General features: G+C 42.6%; 17 protein-coding genes. 2 read left to right on the top strand and 15 right to left on the bottom strand.

What is annotated here, in order from left to right:
* Window positions 1–48: 48 nt before the first annotated feature.
* From DS891_RS01185 to DS891_RS01150, 8 genes are all read right to left on the bottom strand, one after another.
* Window positions 49–1,029, bottom strand: a complete 981-nt coding sequence (locus tag DS891_RS01185; protein ID WP_174168580.1) for a restriction endonuclease — start codon at window positions 1,027–1,029, stop codon at window positions 49–51.
* Between the two features lie 12 nt (window positions 1,030–1,041).
* Window positions 1,042–1,584 carry a hypothetical protein gene (locus DS891_RS01180; protein ID WP_174168579.1) on the bottom strand — a complete coding sequence of 181 codons (543 nt, stop codon included), beginning with the start codon at window positions 1,582–1,584 and terminating at the stop codon, window positions 1,042–1,044.
* A gap of 310 nt (window positions 1,585–1,894) precedes the next feature.
* Window positions 1,895–2,221 (bottom strand): YbaB/EbfC family nucleoid-associated protein, encoded by a 327-nt coding sequence (locus DS891_RS01175; RefSeq protein WP_010368987.1) that lies wholly within the window; start codon window positions 2,219–2,221, stop codon window positions 1,895–1,897.
* Between the two features lie 63 nt (window positions 2,222–2,284).
* Window positions 2,285–4,612, bottom strand: coding sequence for a DNA polymerase III subunit gamma/tau (gene dnaX, locus DS891_RS01170; RefSeq protein WP_174168578.1), 2,328 nt, complete (start codon window positions 4,610–4,612; stop codon window positions 2,285–2,287).
* 2 nt (window positions 4,613–4,614) lie between these two features.
* Entirely contained in the window at window positions 4,615–5,160 is a 546-nt protein-coding gene (gene apt, locus DS891_RS01165; RefSeq protein ID WP_010606415.1) for an adenine phosphoribosyltransferase, read from the bottom strand.
* A 642-nt stretch (window positions 5,161–5,802) separates the two neighbouring features.
* A complete protein-coding gene (locus DS891_RS01160) occupies window positions 5,803–6,552 on the bottom strand; it encodes a DUF2063 domain-containing protein (protein ID WP_174168577.1) in 750 nt (249 codons plus the stop codon).
* A 2-nt stretch (window positions 6,553–6,554) separates the two neighbouring features.
* The gene (locus tag DS891_RS01155; protein ID WP_174168576.1) at window positions 6,555–7,391 is read right to left on the bottom strand and encodes a DUF692 domain-containing protein; all 837 of its coding nucleotides are present in this window, start codon (window positions 7,389–7,391) and stop codon (window positions 6,555–6,557) included.
* Window positions 7,392–7,546: 155 nt separating this feature from the next.
* Window positions 7,547–8,035, bottom strand: coding sequence for a hypothetical protein (locus DS891_RS01150; RefSeq protein WP_174168575.1), 489 nt, complete (start codon window positions 8,033–8,035; stop codon window positions 7,547–7,549).
* A 268-nt stretch (window positions 8,036–8,303) separates the two neighbouring features.
* On the opposite strand from DS891_RS01150, the gene DS891_RS01145 reads away from it, so the two are divergent.
* Both DS891_RS01145 and DS891_RS01140 read left to right on the top strand, forming a co-directional pair.
* Entirely contained in the window at window positions 8,304–9,290 is a 987-nt protein-coding gene (locus DS891_RS01145) for a tRNA-dihydrouridine synthase (protein WP_174168574.1), read from the top strand.
* A 37-nt stretch (window positions 9,291–9,327) separates the two neighbouring features.
* Window positions 9,328–9,702, top strand: coding sequence for a TraR/DksA C4-type zinc finger protein (locus DS891_RS01140; RefSeq protein ID WP_010606408.1), 375 nt, complete (start codon window positions 9,328–9,330; stop codon window positions 9,700–9,702).
* On the opposite strand, the gene DS891_RS01135 is transcribed toward DS891_RS01140, so the two are convergent.
* From DS891_RS01135 to DS891_RS01105, 7 genes are read right to left on the bottom strand one after another with little or no spacing between them, the layout of a single operon-like run.
* Window positions 9,665–10,669: a hypothetical protein gene (locus DS891_RS01135; RefSeq protein ID WP_174168573.1), complete on the bottom strand. Its 1,005-nt coding sequence runs from the start codon at window positions 10,667–10,669 to the stop codon at window positions 9,665–9,667. The genes DS891_RS01140 and DS891_RS01135 overlap by 38 nt on opposite strands.
* Before the next feature lie 51 nt (window positions 10,670–10,720).
* Window positions 10,721–11,980, bottom strand: a complete 1,260-nt coding sequence (locus DS891_RS01130) for a tetratricopeptide repeat protein (protein WP_174168572.1) — start codon at window positions 11,978–11,980, stop codon at window positions 10,721–10,723.
* Between the two features lie 11 nt (window positions 11,981–11,991).
* Window positions 11,992–12,606, bottom strand: coding sequence for an energy transducer TonB (locus DS891_RS01125; protein ID WP_010606405.1), 615 nt, complete (start codon window positions 12,604–12,606; stop codon window positions 11,992–11,994).
* Entirely contained in the window at window positions 12,606–13,010 is a 405-nt protein-coding gene (locus tag DS891_RS01120; RefSeq protein ID WP_010606404.1) for a biopolymer transporter ExbD, read from the bottom strand. Before DS891_RS01120 ends, DS891_RS01125 begins: the two co-directional genes overlap by 1 nt.
* Window positions 13,011–13,024: 14 nt before the next feature.
* The gene (locus tag DS891_RS01115) at window positions 13,025–13,549 is read right to left on the bottom strand and encodes a MotA/TolQ/ExbB proton channel family protein (RefSeq protein ID WP_010606403.1); all 525 of its coding nucleotides are present in this window, start codon (window positions 13,547–13,549) and stop codon (window positions 13,025–13,027) included.
* Complete coding sequence (locus tag DS891_RS01110) at window positions 13,549–14,910, bottom strand: MotA/TolQ/ExbB proton channel family protein (protein ID WP_029215858.1); 1,362 nt, start codon at window positions 14,908–14,910, stop codon at window positions 13,549–13,551. Before DS891_RS01110 ends, DS891_RS01115 begins: the two co-directional genes overlap by 1 nt.
* Before the next feature lie 6 nt (window positions 14,911–14,916).
* Window positions 14,917–15,687, bottom strand: a complete 771-nt coding sequence (locus tag DS891_RS01105; RefSeq protein WP_010606401.1) for a DUF3450 domain-containing protein — start codon at window positions 15,685–15,687, stop codon at window positions 14,917–14,919.
* Window positions 15,688–15,852 lie beyond the last annotated feature (165 nt).

Genomic DNA, 15,852 nt, shown 5'->3' with positions numbered 1-15,852 from the left:
TAACCTGTTAAAGCCAAGGGCATGTCACAACATCTTGGCTAAGGTCGATTAGAGTAACTTAGGAAGTACAGATAACCCTAGCTTTTCTTTAGTTGAAACAGACAACTTATCAACTTGAGAGATTATTTTTGCAGCTAATGCTTCTCCTTCCATAACACTTACCCCATGTTCACTTGCATATTCTTTAACTTTATCTGAAACAACACCTGTGGTAATCAACCATAAACTTACATTCGGTGTTTCTTTTTCAAATTCAATTAACTGATCAACTCCCCAATTACTAGTTGTACCTGAATGATGCTTACACTGAACATACACGATATTTGTCCCAGAAAAGTCATCACTTTTTTCCGCCCTAATATCAATATCAGAATGATCATTTGTCTGACTTTTTGACATAATATGCGTTCGATAACCTTCAATTTCTAAGAGTTCAGCAATTAACTTTTCTAAACCATACCCACCACTTTCTAGTCTAGATTGCCCTGTTATCAATCTATCTAGCAAACTACGTTCAATATGTTTTAATTCAATTTCTACTCGAGTCTGAAATTCTGAGTCAAATTTTATCTCTAGGTTTTGCTGTAGTTTTTCAATATAGCCGGTAATTTCTTCTTTAAATTCATTAAGGTTGGCAATCGACATCCTTATCTTTAATCTGCTTTGTAAGCCCTCGGTTAATTGATACCTTGGGATCTTAACCAAATTACCATTAGACTTTTTAAAAAAATTGACCGCGACTCTATTAGCTCCATTCCAAGGTGTTTCAGCGAATGATTTTTCACCAACTGCAACCCCTATTAACACAGCCCTATTTATCGGAACTACTACGATATCGCCTGCTGAAATTTCAAAAAATCGTTTGATTTGATTTCTTTGTCTGCCGACATCGATTCCCCTCTCTTTAATAAACTCATCAATTTCAAAAAAAGAATTAAATTTACTCAAATTAATTTCACGCCAACCATAACCAACTAAAGCCTGCTCGGCTAAGTACTCTGGGCCTCTAACTAATATTATGTTTTTCATTTTGTTCGTCCTTTACAGGTTAAGCCAATGCCAAAACGCTTCGGGCATTTCTTGCTCTACCATTTCCATAGCTTTGATATCGACAGTACTGTTACAACCCATCAGAGGTACTTCAATTTCTCTTGATTGCTCAGCCCAGCTAACTTCAAAGTAACGAACATTTTCATCATCATGGCATATCTTAGTTACTCTACCGAAACCGTATAGCTTCATGGTTTTACCAAATTGTTCACGCTTTTTAAGGACAAGAAGGTCACCTGCACACACTTCATACCATCGATTTATCTGAACTTCACTCTCTAGATAGTCAAAACGACAAATCCCATTTTCTTTCCAAAAAATATCTAATCTATTTGAAAAATCAGCTTCGGGACAAAAGCCCATAAATAAAATTGATGTATCTGCAGGCTTACTATATGGGATCGCATCAAGTATTAACTTTGCGTCTTTATCTCCTTTGTTGAAAATGCGTAGCGCATTTTCTTGTAAAACAGCCATTTGAGCTCGCGTTAAACTGCCACTTTTTAACTGGTCAAGTTGATTTTGATACTTCATAAATCCATCTCCACATTTAGAGTAGTTCAATACAGATAGACTTAAGTTAGAACATTTCCACAAAAAATAAAAGCTTTATTATTCAATAATATAAAGATAATTTTCAATGTAAAAATGCCTAAATCCCGTGCTATAGAATCGGTTTAAATCCATTTAGAACCCTCTTTTTTCAAAAAAAGTAGATTACGATGATAATTTTAAGGGATCAGATAAAGTAACAGCCCTCACCGAATCCGTGGTATCTATTAGGTATCCCTAAATTTCAGACAAAAAAATAGCGCCTTTAGGCGCTATTTTTATAGGATTCTTATTAAAACGGCATTTTGAAGCCTGGAGGCATTTGCATGCCGCCAGTGACTTCTGACATACGCTTTTGCGTTTCTTCACCTACACGTCGCACTGCGTCGTTTACCGCAGCGGCTAGTAGGTCTTCGATCATGTCTTTGTCGTCTTCCATTAGGCTTTCATCGATTTCTACGCGACGTACGTTGTGGCTACCAAGCATAGTTACTTTAACTAAACCTGCGCCTGCTTCACCTGTTACTTCTAGGCTCTTGATCTCTTCTTGGGCTTTTTCCATGCGCTCTTGCATTTGCTGCGCCTGCTTCATGATGTTGCCCATTCCGCCTTTAAACATATTCTGCTCTCTTATACTTCAATTTGGTTTACTGTGATAAAAGATAAGGGCTAACGCCCTTAATTACAATGCCTGAACACTATTTTCGTCAAGCATTGCGTCAAATTCTTGGACAAACGCGCTGACGAGAGGATCGTCACGCATCGCCGCTTTAGCTTGGACAAGCCTATGTTCATCTAACTGTTGCTGTACCAAAAACGGCGTGTTATTTACCGTGTCGATATAGTTAATCTCAAGCGCGATTGGCTGCTCAAGTAATGCGCTTAGGCTTTCAGTTAGTTTCTCTCTCAGCACTGCTGAATCCAAGTGCTGTTGACTCGCATCTACTTGCAATTGTACCTGCGCGCCTTGCTGCGTTATCACACTGTGTAATGCATACTGGCGAATTCGGCCACCTAATTGCATCTTTTCAATCATGTTTGCCCAATCGTCGCTCTGGTGAGCAAACTTAATGCCACTGATAGGACTAACAAAGTTTTCCGGTGCAGGGATCTCCACTTGAATACTTTGCTCGTTATCATCTTGTTTTACCGGTGATAACTGCTCTAGCAATTCTGGCGCTAAATTTTCCGTAATAGGTTTGTGGCGCTCTTGAAACGCTTCTTTCTTTTGCTTTTTTGGTGCCAAGCGAGGTGCTGCCGGCTGTGCACGTTGCGGCTGAGGCTGATACTCAGGTGTGATTACCGTCGTGGCTGGCGCTTGCTCTATTGGCATTGGCGCACTAGGCGCCTCAGACTTTTTTACCTCACCATTGGCTCCCACCAATCGACCCGCCCCAGAGATATTACGATTTTTTAAAATTCGTGCTATTGCTGACTGGGCTTGGTTTTGCTGCTCAGTAACACTGGCCGTAGCAACAGGTTCTGAAGCGCCTTGGTTTTGCACCTCAGGTTGAGACCAATCCTCTTGATTTTGCGATGCCATTTGCGCGTATGCAGCATCATCGACTGGCGCACTTTCATGATGATGTGCAGGAACTTGTTCTTGGAACCCCTGCTCTACCGCCTCTGACATGATACTGTCGTATTGGTTGGCCATCTCCGCCTCAGATGGCACAGAGGCGACTGGTGCTTGGCTTTGCACAGCTGGCGTTGGCGACACCGGCTCATAATGTGTTGTTTGTTGCACGGCTGGTGTCGTTGCTTCTGGTGCATATGTAGGTGTTGCTGTCGGCTGCACCTGAGGTGATGCCGCTACCGTTGCATTATCTTCCGTTGGCTTTTCTAACAGCGCTCGTAAATCCCCTACTTTGCTTTGCTTTTCAGAAGTCTCTTGGCTCACAGGAGCGCTAGGCACTACACTATGACTTTCTTTTTCGAACGCCATTAAGCGCAGCATGACCATCTCAAACCCAAGTTTAGGCTCGGGTGCCCACTTTAGGTCTTTTTTGCCATTTAACAGCAGTTGATACAACAACTGACCCTGTTGCGGTGCTAATTGCTCGGCAAATAGCTTAATGTCGTTGTTATCAAAATTTGATAACCGCGCAGCACTAGGCACAAGTTGAGTGAGCTGAATAACATGCAATAACGCAATTAAATCGTCCAGCACACTGACAAAATTACCGTTTTGTAGTGCTATTTTTTCAATCGCATTGAGTAAGGCATCACCGTCGTGACATAAAATTGCAGACAGCAAAATGACCGCATGAGCACTATCCATCAGTCCCAGCATAGATTGCACTGCAGGCACCGTTAAATTGCCATTTGTTTGTGCAATAGCCTGATCGGTCAAACTTAGAGCGTCACGCATACTGCCATCAGCGGCTTTAGCTAACGTTTGTAGCGCTACCGGATCAAAGGCAACTTGCTCTAGCGGCAGAATTTTTTCTAGCTGTTCAACTATTTGCCCTTGTGTCATTGCGTTCAGGTTGAACTGTAAACAGCGAGACAGAATAGTCACAGGCAACTTCTGTGGATCGGTTGTGGCGAGCAAAAATTTTACGTGCTCTGGCGGCTCTTCTAAGGTTTTAAGGAGCGCATTAAAACTGTGCTTCGACAGCATATGCACTTCATCGATGAGATAAACCTTGTAGCGACCACGGGTTGGTGCATATTGTACGTTGTCTAAGATTTCTCGCGTGTCTTCAACTTTTGTGCGAGAAGCCGCATCAATTTCGATTAAATCGATAAACTTACCAGTTTCAATCTCAGTACAGGCACTACACTGACCACAAGGCGTTGAAGTAACGCCTTGTTCGCAGTTAAGGCTTTTAGCAAAGATCCTAGCAATGGTTGTTTTGCCCACACCACGTGTTCCGGTGAATAAATAGGCATGGTGTAAACGCTTTTCATTGAGTGCGTTAACCAGAGCTTGTTTAACATGCTCTTGCCCCATTAATTCATGGAAGTTTTGCGGACGCCATTTTCGCGCCAGAACCTGATAGCTCATGCTTATTCGCCTTCGAACTCTACAAGTGAAAGGATTTTGATCCCAAGATCGTTAATTTTCTTTTCACCACCAAGCTCAGGCAATGAAATAACAAACGCAGCATCAGTGGCTTCACCGCCTAAGCGCTTAACCAGTTTTGCTGTTGCTTCAATAGTACCACCTGTTGCAAGTAAATCATCAACAAGTAGCACTTTATCACCTGTTTCAATTGCATCTGAGTGTAATTCAAGCGTATCTTCACCATATTCAAGCTGGTAAGACTGGCTGATCACCTCACGCGGTAACTTACCCGGCTTTCTTACTGGAATAAAAGGAATACCTAACTCATACGCCAATGGTGCACCGAAGATAAAACCACGCGATTCAGTACCGATGATTTTAGTGAAGCCGCCATCTTTATAAGCCGCAACGAACGCATCAATTGTTGCCTTAAACGCAGCAGGATTTGCTAGAAGTGAAGTCACGTCACGGAACATGATCCCAGGTTTTGGGTAATTAGGAACCGTCGCGATACTATTTTTGATCAATGACATATTCTCTGTCGTCATAATTGCTTTGCTTTAAGTTTATTACAAAAGAGTGAGATTATAACAATTTTCTATCCGGTTGAAACCGACTGAGTGACTTTGTGTGTCAGGATGGGGGAAAAGCGAACAATTTAGTGAGTATTTTATACCAATTAGCTTAATTAAGTGATCTATTTTGAGGCGAGAAAATCTTGTCGATAACACCGCTTCCGCATCCTGCTCACACCAAGGTACCTACATCCATATAGGCAAGGCGAAAGTTTTGCGATTTAGTTGTTCTAAATGAGAAATTTTTAACGCCGTTAGCGTCAGATTTGCTCCTTCAAATTGAGCAAGTATTAAGACTAATTGGTATATATCTGTATAGAATCGAAAAAGGCTGCGAAAAGCAGCCTCTAGGTAAATACGTTCAGCTTGACTTATGCAAGCGCTGTTGCCCAGCCTAGAATCGCGTTTAAACAACCAATTCCAGCGAATACAGCAACAAATGCAAGGAAATACTTTGCATTGAACGGATCTTTAAAGTCACCTTTAGACATAGATACTACCTTTAATTTTACAACTCGCGCCAACTGCATAGCAGCAGAAAGCATTGACTAGCGCCCTAGTCCGAGTTTAAGCACGACAAAAACAGGCCGTATAATAGTCGATGTTGCCAATAGCTTAAAGGTTTTTTGTTTTGATAATGCCAAGATCTGCGAATTCAGCTAGTGTATGCCGTGCCCCTTGCTGCAGCTGTTCAACGGTAAACTGAGGCACTTGCTGCGCGATAACATCCACAATGTCAGCGAGTTGCATACCATCATTGGCTTCAATCACCGACAACATTAAGGCCGTCATCGGATTTAGTGCGACAAACTGAACATCGTCCTCTTCGTCTCTATACAATGCAAAACTAAACGTTTGCCCTGCTGTTTTAGTTGGCCTAAAGGTTTCACTGATCTGATGAACTGGATATTGATAATGTGCAACTCTGGCTGTACTTGCCAAGCTAATTTCAACATCTGCAAGCGCTTGCAATTCAATTGAAAGCTCATGCTTTGCCTCAACGGTCGTTGCCACATCTAGCTCTAGCCATTCATAATGAGCAAGCTCTAACAAGAACTCAGGATCAACTTCAGTGGGCTCGTATTCTGTTTGTAAAAACTGCAAGAATTCTTTGCTAATCTCTAAAAAGTATGGCGAATGACAATCGTGCTTAACAAAAAACAGCCTAATTAACGCCAACCAATCTGCATTTTTATATAAGCTTTTAAGTACAGGAAACGCACTGCTCACGAAGCCTTCAACATTATTAAAAAACAGCTCTTGATAGATTTTTAAGCGCCGAGCTTCTATGCCTTCAGGTGCTGGTTGGTTGTCTGGATCTCTGATATGCGCCATAAACAGCTGCTGAGTTTCTACAAAAGACATAGCTATACCTGCTCCAAGCGCTTGGCGTATTTGGCCTGTATTGCTGAAATTCGCCCCGCTTCTGCCAGTAACTCTGCCATGGGAGGAATATTAAAATCACGCTCTAGTAACGTCGGAAATACCCCATGCAGCTCATAGGCTTTCTCTAATAAGTCCCATACTGGTGAAGATACCTCAGCGCCGTGCGTATCAACGAGTAAGTCTTCGGCTTCCACATAATGGCCTGCGATATGGCCGTATGCAATACGCTCGCTTGGCATAGCCGCTAAGAAGTGTTCGGCATCATAGCCATGGTTAATAGCGTTGACATAGATGTTGTTAACATCGAGTAGCAAATCGCAATCGGCCTCGGCTAATACCCCAAGGGTAAATTCCAACTCCGACATTTCTTGTCCAGGAGCGGCATAGTACGAGACATTTTCTACTGCAATCCGGCGTTCTAGATGTTCTTGGACTGCTCGGATCCGCTTAGCGGTATGATAGATTGCTTCTTCAGTAAAAGGGATTGGCATCAGATCGTACATATGACCCTCTCCCGAACAATAACTCAGATGCTCACTATAGGTAGCGATATTATGCTGGTTAAAAAATGTTTTGAGTTGAGATAAAAATTCGCGATCAAGCGGTGCAGGTGAACCCAGCGATAACGACAAGCCATGACAGATAAAGGTATGTTGTTGCGTCAATGCTTGAAATTGCTTTGCAAGCTTACCGCCAAATTTTAGCCAGTTTTCTGGTGCAACCTCATAAAAGTCTACTTGCTTTGGCGGCGCATTGAGCACGTCATCGACCATTTCACGGCGTAAACCAAGTCCTAAGTTGCCTAACTGCACTGCCATATTTCTCTCACTTTAGACATTATTTTGAACTAATCAGAAGCTGGCATCACAGAGGCTTTACTGTATGCATGGCTTCACTTTGGAATTACCCAATAGCGCTTTTTACCTTGACATAATTAGCTGCGCTATTGGGTCGAACATAATAGTGTTCTTAATTAGTGGTTACCACCGCATTTACCTTCGCCGCACTTGCCTTCTTTCTTGCCTTTAGCATCGCCACCACATTTACCTTCGCCGCACTTACCTTCTTTTTTGCCTTTGGCGTCGCCACCGCACTTGCCTTCGCCGCACTTACCTTCTTTTTTGCCTTTGGCGTCGCCACCGCATTTGCCTTCGCCGCACTTACCTTCTTTTTTACCTTTAGCGTCGCCACCACATTTGCCTTCGCCGCACTTACCTTCTTTTTTGCCTTTAGCATCGCCACCACATTTGCCTTCACCGCACTTACCCTCTTTTTTGCCTTTGGCGTCGCCACCGCATTTGCCTTCGCCGCACTTACCTTCACCAGCGTCTAGTTGATAACCAGCGGTCATTGTTTCAAAACTAAATGGATTCGCACTTGCGTCCGTCGCGGATAACCCCGCAGTACCTGCAACAACAGCGCTTAAAGTAAGGGCAATAGAGTTCTTTTTAACGGTATTCATAATGTTTGCTCTCTCAGAAATAGTAGATTCAATAAGTAGACCCAAACGTCTAAATATTTATTTCGCTAAACGTTTAAAAATTTTAGCTGTAATGCCAATTCGCTAAGTTTTGGTTTACATCCAGTTATAGTCCATCTGTTGTCTTTTTGCTATTTGCGGATAACTAGGGGCTGCTGATGACTTGCAGCAAACAATTAGCTAAAATGTCGCGCTTTTCGATGAGTCATCAGTGACTCATTTTATTTTTGTTGTATCTGAAGGTTAACACATGAAGCTTGTTCTGGCGCCGATGGAAGGTGTAGTTGATTTTAAAATGCGCGAATTACTCACAGATCTCGGCGGCTTTGATCTTTGTGTCACTGAATTTATTCGCGTCGTTGATCTCACCTTTCCACGTAGGGTATTTACTAGATACTGTCCTGAACTATTAAATGGTGGTTATACCAGAGCCGGAACACCGGTTAGAGTACAGCTTCTAGGTCAGGTTCCCCATGCGCTTGCTGAAAATGCACGAAAGGCCGTAAAGCTTGGCTCTCATGGTGTTGATTTGAACTTTGGTTGTCCTGCAAAAACCGTGAATAAAAGCCGTGGTGGTGCGGTTTTACTGAAAGAGCCTGAGCAAATTTATCAAATCATTAAAGCGGTTAGAGATGCGGTACCAGAAGAACATCAAGTAAGCGCCAAAATACGCCTTGGCTTTGACGATGATGCCAATAGCACTGAAATTGTCGATGCGGTCCAGCAAGGTGGTGCGTCGAGTTTGGCAATACATGCGCGTACCAAACGAGATGGCTACAAACCGCCAGCGTACTGGGAAAAGATCCCCCCTTTATTATCAAGGTTAACCATTCCTGTCGTTGCTAACGGTGAAATTTGGCAAGTTGAAGATGCACTACTCTGCCAAACACGTAGCCAATGCCAAGATTTGATGCTTGGTCGCGGTGCGCTAGCCACCCCCGATTTGGCAGCAAAAATCAAAGCGCATGTTAGCGGAACTCATTATACTCCGCTTACATGGGAAAACGTGGTCTACCATATCCTCCACTCTTCCATGCATCAAGATGAGAATATGAGTGAAAAGTACTTTTCGGCTAGAACAAAGCAATGGCTCAGTTATCTGAAACGTCAGTATGACGGCGCACATGTTCTTTTTGATGAAATCAAAACGCTTAAAAGCAAAGATGACGTCATGAAGGTGTTGCAGAAATATGCAATGTCTCCAGACATTGATTCAAATCATAACAGTGAAGTTTGACTGAAATGATAATGGGGTGTCGGATAGGAGAGCGCCCATGAATGAAAACACACAACACTACGAACAAAGCCTACAAGCAGAACTTGCCACACTTAGAAGCGACTTCTTGGGAGAGTTAAAAGCTTCACCCAATGAGTTTACTCATAATCTTGCCAATACCTTAGAGCTTAACCCACCTAATAAGTGGCTTGATATTGTGATGGAGAAGATAAATCCTGAGCAATTTCCACTCTATGATAGATTGATGAAAGTCGAAGCGGCATTATGCCAAATGGAAATCGGTCAGTTCGGGTATTGCTGTGATTGCGAGCAGACAATAGAACTTGAGTTGCTAGAACACGATCCAGCAACCCAACGCTGTCGCAGTTGTAAGACTAAGGCTTTAAAAAGTGGGGATATGCAGCAAAAATAGTCGCTGGGAAATAGACAAGATTAGCAATCAATTGTTGTGCTTGTTGTTCATTCAGCGCTAGTTTTGAGTTAAGCGCAACAAATGCTTGCTTTTGTGACCACCCTTGATAATGAATTCCCAAATCCACCGCCATCAAAGTCACGATTAGCGCTTTATGTTGCTCTATTGCCTTTGTACATTTTGCTACGGTCGAAGGCACATTAATAAACCCATCTCGCCAGTTGAGCCCTGCAATTCTTTGGCAGTTAGCCGGCAATAATTCCAGAATATAAGGTTGTTGAGTATCAGGCATTACCTTGAGCACATTCGCTTTGCTATTTTGATCATCAAACTTTGATAACGTCGCCAAAACTTTAGTAGGTGAATCTTGAATAGCCCCATAAAAATTGAGCTTTGATTGATACCATTCTTTTCCGTTGGGTAGTTGATGGAGTCCAAGCATAGCTCTTGGTTTATAATTACTCAGATAAGCTAACAAGGCCGAACGTGATGGTGCGTCAATATCCGAACTTTCAAGTTGGAGCATTAAAGTATCTCGCTCTAACCGGTTCAAGCGAATATTACTTTCATCGGCCTCTTTTAGTTTTACTTCTACAAACGCAAGCCACTGTCCAAGTTCATTTCTACTTACTTTATTTTTAACATTTTCCAGCACTGATATGTAAGCAGGCCAAGGCAAGTAGCGTTCAGGATATCTTTCCTGAATTCTTAAATAATCTAACTCTTTATGAGCCATAACATCTGGTTCATTCAACTCACTAGATAATAAGGCATGCCTTAGTTGTAAGTAACCTTCTGTGAACGGTAATACACTAATTTCATCGTCCGAGGGCTTGCTTAAACCATTATTAAGAGAAAGTAGTGAAGTTCTGAGCTCTTGGTAACTTACAGTTTGCTTCTGTTCAGTACAGCCAAAAAGGAATATAAGCGTAGCCAAAGTAAAACAGATCAGTAAATGCTTTTTCATAGTTCCACATTAAAATTTAGAATCAAAAAAGCCCCTTTCGGGGCTTTTTTACTAGAGACTTACGCCTCTACGCTGTGCTTTATCTTTGATAAAACCAGACCAACTTTTAGCAAATTTGCTAGTGCGAGGATCTTCCTGCGCTTTCAAAATTGCAGAGTAAGCTTGCTTAAACTTATCCTGATAGAAATAAGCTTCAGCCAAGTCTGTATAGGTATTGCCTTTTTTCTCAGTACCGAGCTCTAACGCCTTGTTTAGTCTCACAATAGCTGCACTAAACTGCTGATCCTGAAGTAAAAGACTACCTGCTTTACCATAAAGTTCTGCGTCATTGTCAAACTTCGCAGCTTCTTCGTAATATTTAGCAGCATCGCTGATATGTTTAGCTTGGTGGTAGTAACTTGCAAGCGCTGTTACGTTCTGCTTTGTTCGTTCAATTTTGCCATCTTTGATCGCTTTTTCGAACGTTTGAGCTGCACGCCAAGGATCTTCTGTTAAAGAATATAAGCTTCCAAGAATCTTATAATCATTCTCTTTTTCAAAATAACCTTTTTTATACGCCACCTTCATTACAGTCATACCTTTGCTGTAATCTTCGGTTTGCAAATAAAAACCACCCAGTTGTGTCCAAGCTTTCGGGTCTTCAGGGAAAACACGTACTAACTCTTCACCAACCTCTACAGCCTTTTTGAACTGTTTTAATTCAAAGTACGCAGCAACTTTCATCAGGTAGTATTGCTTATTAGGCTCTTCTACACCCGCAATCGCTTTATCAGCTGGAGCAATAACATTCGTATATTGCTTTAACTCATAATAAGCTTGAGCGATACGACCATATACTTTGGCGTCATTTTCACCAGTAAAGTCCATCCATGCTTCATAAGCCTTAATGCCTTCTGCGTACTTTTCAGTACCAAGCAAAAGGTCACCTAACAGCTTCATCAAATCGCCTTGCTCTTTGAAGTTAAGCGCGTCAGGCGCAATGGCTAGACGTGAGTATTTAATCGCTTCGGCGTAGTTTTCCTTTTGAGCATAAAGCTGGCCGAGGTAACGGTTGACTGTCGCTTTATCGAAATCATCTGAAGGATCAAGTTCGCGAAGCATTGCAATTGCTTCATCGACCTTTTCTTCATTATAGAGTTCGAACGCTTTAGCAACTTTTTTACCTACACGCTCACCCATGATCTTAGTTTTTGCCGCTTTGCGCTTCTCTATTTCTTCATAGTTAGGCGCTGCAGAAACTGAGCTTGAGTAAATACCACCAGTTAACGCTATCAAGAGAGCAAGAGCTGTAAATTTAGGTAAACTTTTCATGTCCTGCCTCCTTAATCTTGGTTTAACTTAAAGTCAAGCTGAACTGTGATGCCAGGTTGCTTTTGTGGCTTACCGTCAACAACCTTAGGACGGTATTTCCACTTGCGTAGTGCACGTTTTGCTTCACGGTCAAAGATGCGCTTCGGTTCAGCGTCGATAACTTCAATATCGTCAACTCCACCAAGCTCATTGATTGTGAATGATAAACGTACCCAACCTTCTTTGCCATCACGAGCAGCTTGAGGTGGATATTTTGGCTCGATTCGAACGATTGGTGTTGCATCACCGTCACGACCAAACTCACCAGGTCCAGATAAACCACCTGCGGTTCCACCTAGATCAATACTAGGCATATTAAAGCCGATATTTCCTGCAGTCGGATCAGCCGTGTCAGGCTGAGGCGGCTGCGGTTTAGGCGGCTGCTTTGGCGGTGGCGGCGGCGGAGGCGGGACGCGCTTCCGCTGCTGCACCTTTGATTCAGGCGGATTCGACATAATCTCGACTACGATTTGTTCCTTTTGTACGTCTGCCCTATCTGCTCCTCCGGAGATAAGATATGACATGAAAAAGAACAAGCCGAGAGTTACTGCCCCACCTGCTAGAAGTGAAAACAGAAGTCGAATCATTACTGATCTCCAGCTATTGAAATCTTCAAGTTGTCGCCAGTCGCTTTAATTTGGTCCATAACCTTAACAACTACGCCGTGTTTCGCACCTTTGTCGGCTTGAATAATAATCACGTCAGTAGGCTGTTCAGCCATTAGACTTTCAAGGTTTGCACTTACACGCTCAACATCAACCTGGCGCTTATCCATCCAAATCTCACCGTTTTCACGGATTGCGATAAAGATGTTCGCGTTTTTGGTTTTTTGTGCTTGTGCCGCTTTTGGCTTGTTAACCTCAATACCAGCTTCTTTAACAAAAGAAGTGGTTACGATGAAGAAGATAAGCATAATGAATACGATGTCTAGCATCGGCGTCATATCTACTGCTGCATCTTCCTCTTCACGAAAACGTTGTTTACGTGCCATAGTTCAATCTCTCTCTAGTGATGAGGCAAGCTATCAACTAGCTTCTCTTTAGCCATTTTCGCACGTGCTTCTAGACGCGTGCTAAAGAAAACACCTGATAGTGCCGCAACCATTCCAGCCATTGTTGGTACCGTAGCCATTGAAATGCCTGAAGCCATTAATCGCGCGTTACCCGTACCTTGAGTAGCCATTGTTTCAAATACGGTGATCATACCTGTCACTGTACCTAAAAGACCGATTAATGGACACATTGCAACCAATGTTTTGATAATCAACATGCGCTCATCTAATTTTTCAGACACTTCAGAAATCCAAGCATCGCGGATTCTGTGTGCGTACCAAGACGTAGTATCTTGCCGGGCGTCCCACTTAGCGACGATTTCCTTATGCATTTTAGGAAATTCGCCGAGTAGGAACCAATAGCGCTCAATCATTAAAACCCACATTAGAAAGAGTGCCATTGCGACCACGTACAATACATCGCCGCCTGTAGCAACAAAATCCCTGATAGATTCCCATATCTCCATCAGGACTAACATTAGGCTTTCTCCTTCTCCGCGTGAGTAGCAACAATACCTGCGCTTTGCTCATCTAGGATGTGTAGAACCGCTTTACTACGACCATGTACAACAGCATGAAGTAGAATCAGAGGTAGAGCTGCAATAAGACCTAGTGCCGTTGTTACTAGCGCTAGAGAGATGTTACCTGCCATGATCTTCGGATCACCAGTACCATGTAGTGTGATTGATTCGAATGTCATGATCATACCAACAACCGTACCTAATAGACCTAGTAGTGGCGCGATGGCCGCTAGGATCTTGATGATGTTTACGCCCATCTCGATACGCGGAGTTTCACGTAGGATAGCTTCATCAAGCTTAAGCTCTAGGTTTTCAACGTCTTGGTCTTTGTTGTCGTGATAAACTTTCAAGATACGACCAAGTGGGTTGTTTGTGTTAGGGTTATTTGCATTTTTGATTTGCGCTTTGATTTTACCACTAACAATGAATAGGTCTAGCATACGAACGATTGCAATCAATGCACCTAAGATAAGTAGTGCTGTAATGATGTAACCAACCGTGTCACCTTGGTGCCAGCGCTCTTCCATCGTTGCACGTTGAGTATTAAGTCGTAATAATGAACCACGAGTTGGGTCAACTGCAAACATAACAAACTTATCAGCAGATGCACCGATTAGACGCTCAACACCACCTAGTTCACCGCTTGGCTGCTTACCAAGAGGAACAATTTGCTTGTTCTCAGGATCGTAAATAACGTAGCCGTCTTTAGTGACTAGGTTGAAGTTACCAACACGTGTTACTTCTTTAACGTTTACGTCACCGTTTAGCTCAGCAACTTCAGCTTCAAACTTAGTTACTTTAGCTGATTCAGTCATTTCAGTTTGGAAAGCAATCCAAAGGTCTTCAAGTTCACGAGTAGTTGGCAGCTCTTTCGCTTCAGCTAGTGAACGAAGAACTTCAGCACGTCCTGGCTTTTCAGCACTTACAAGTGAAGCTTCGATTGAACCGATAGCATCAGCAGCTGAACGACGTACAACACCGAACATTTCACCGAGTGTACCTTTGGCATTTTCAAGCTCAACTTCTTTTTCAGCAAGTGTGATTTCATTTTGCTTGAATTGTTCATTTAAACGCTCACCACGTGCTTTCTCAGCAGCCAATTCACGCTTCGCTTTGTTCAACAATGCTTGTTTGTCAGCACGGTCGTTTAAAAACTCTTGCTCACGTTGTTTGTTGATTTTGCCTTCAGAGATACGGTTTTGTTTAACCTGTTCTAGGATTTTGTCTAAGGCTTCAGTGTTTGCGTGTGCATTTAGCGCGGCACCAGCAGAAACTGTTAACGCTGCAGCAACTGCAAAACCTTTAAATAGTTTCTTCATCATTAATTACTCCGCGCCAAAGATAGGTAGGTTTACAAGTTCAGGAGCCGCTTGCTTACGTGCAATACGGATCATGCTCTTAACTGGCTTAAGATATTCTTCGCCAAGTTGATCCCACTGCTTAGTGTTGTTGTTCCAAACCCAAGCATGTTTTTGGTCGAACGACTGAGCTACGTATGCGATACGGCCAAGGCGTGCGAAGTCAACATTGATGTTTTTGCCGTTTTGTTCAAGAGAACCTTGGCTCGCAATCATTGTTGCACTGTAGTCAGTTTCAATCGTGTAAGCTTCAAGCACTTGACGGAACTTCTCAGAAGTAGTTACAGATGAGTTAGTCATGATGCTGCGAAGTTTCTCAACGCGATCTAGACGTGTTTCTTGATTAAACGGAACGTCCGCTTTGATGAATTGCTCAAGCGTATCGATCATGCGATACATCAAAGGCACAACGTCCTGTTTTGTCTTGTCAATAGTACCAATTTGACGCTCAAGAGACTCAATACTTGCATTTTGATCCGCTACAAGACGTGCAACGTGATCGTTATACACTTTAAGCAGTTCTGCTTCTTCAACTAGACCACGGTATTCCGCGATCATTTCTTGAGACTGACCGTAAAGGTTATCAATCTTTTCTTGAGACTTTTTAGCAGCCGTTTGAGTTTGTTGACCTACTTTTTGTATGTCATTCAAAGGATCTGCAATCACATTGCTGCTTGCAAAAGCTGTCGCGCCTAAAAGCGCCGTAGCTACAAGGCTCTTTCTGATTTTAACAGACATAGTTCCCAACCAATTAAGTAATGTTACTTTTATAATTTTCGCGCTCTCACCAACGTAAGAGCAACCCTGATATCATTTGACAGATATCAACTGTCCAATAATGCTAAATGCAACACGATGTGTCAACTTCACTGTGAAAACATTTTTTGTCTATAAATAAGTAAT

Origin of the sequence: Pseudoalteromonas sp. JC28 (assembly GCF_013319255.1) — a bacterium.
Classification (GTDB): Bacteria; Pseudomonadota; Gammaproteobacteria; order Enterobacterales; family Alteromonadaceae; genus Pseudoalteromonas.
The sequence above is the reverse complement of the archived record's forward strand: the minus strand, read 5'-3'. Positions and strand labels throughout refer to the sequence as shown.